The sequence below is a fragment of the Actinoplanes sp. NPDC048791 genome, from assembly GCF_040650095.1.
Lineage (GTDB): Bacteria > Actinomycetota > Actinomycetes > Mycobacteriales > Micromonosporaceae > Actinoplanes.
The window spans coordinates 1-1,390 of the sequence record NZ_JBEZGQ010001565.1 but is presented as its reverse complement, the minus strand read 5'-3'; the positions used below and the strand labels follow the sequence as shown (position 1 = coordinate 1,390).

The following is a 1,390-nucleotide window of genomic DNA, read 5'->3' as shown; positions in this document are numbered from 1 at the left end:
TCGCCGGCGCCGATGACACCGCGCCCGAACACCAGCAGCACGGCGGCGGTCCGGCGGTCTTCCACCCGTCGATCCTGCCAGAGCACCCGGGCCGCCCACCGGCGGAGGGTTCGGCGGCCGGGGCCGGGGCCCACGGCTCGGCTACTTCTGGCCGGCCGACTTGGCGATGCTCACGGTGCGGGTGACGGTCGTGACGTTGCCCGCCTTGTCGGTGACCGTCCAGGTCAGCGTCGGGGTGCCGGTGAGCCGGCCGGCCGGGAACGAGAAGAGCAGCGTCGTACGGCCCCGCACGCCGGTCGTCCGCTTGCCGTTGACCAGCAGGTCGATGGCGGCCACGCCCTGCTCGTCGGTGGCGGTCAGGCTGGTCGTCAGCGAGCCGGTGACCGAGGCCGCGGCGGCCGGGCTGACCGAGGTCACGACCGGGGCCTTGTTGTCGACGACGACCGTGCGCGCGGCGGTGGAGACGTAGCCCAGCTTGTCGGTGGCCCGCAGGACCAGGGCGGTCCGGCCGGCGGCACCGGCGGTGTTCCAGGCGAAGGAGTACGGCGCTGTGGTGTCGGTGGCCAGCACCGTGTCGCCGCGCAGCAGCTCGACCTTCGTCACCCCTGAGGCGTCGGTGGCGCTCGCCTCCACCTTGGGCGTCCCGCCGACGACGGCGTCGGCCGCCGGTGTCCGCCAGCTCAGCACCGGTCCGGCGTTGTCGGCGACGACGGCGCGGGTGACCGTGGTGATGTTGCCGGCGGTGTCCGTGACCCGCACGGTGAGGCTCACGCCGGCGTTGGCGCCGGTGCTGTCCCAGGTCAGCGCCCAGGGGGCGGTGGTGGCGGTGGCGACGACCGCGTTCTTGACCAGCAGCTCCACCTTCACCACGTCGGTGGCGGTGGTGCTGATGGTCACCGGGACGGTTTTGGTGACCGTCGCGCCGGCGGCCGGGCTGGTGACCGTGGCGGCCGGGGCGGTGTTGTCCACGGTGACCTTGACCTGCGCGGTGGCGGTACGGCCGGCGGTGTCGGTGACCGTCAGCGTCAGGGTGGCCGGGCCGGTGAAGCCGGTCGTCTTCCAGGAGACCTGCCGGGTGCCGGTCAGCGCGAGGTTGGTGGTGGCCTCTTTGGTGCCGGTCTGGGTGCGCAGCTGCACCTTCGCCAGGGCGGTGGCCGAGGTGATCGACGGCGAGAACGCCACGGTGCCGCGGACCAGCTGCCCGGCGGTGAGACCGAAGCCGGTGATGACCGGGCCGGCCGGGGCGGCCGGCGGGTTCGGGACCGGGTTCGGGGTGGCGGGCGTGCCGGACAGCGCGGCCAGGGTGGCGCCGGCGTTGACCCGGCCCTTGGCGACCCAGGTGCCCACCGGGTCGGCACCGCTCTCGATCGCCGCGCGGATCTGCGCCACT

Annotated in this window: 1 protein-coding gene; it reads right to left on the bottom strand. The window is 74.4% G+C overall.

Features of this window, described 5'->3' with window-relative positions; translation table 11 throughout:
• Positions 1 to 141: 141 nt before the first annotated feature.
• Positions 142 to 1,390, bottom strand: a 1,249-nt coding sequence (locus AB0C29_RS48510) for an Ig-like domain-containing protein (RefSeq protein ID WP_360835153.1), incomplete at its 5' end; no start/stop codon positions are given.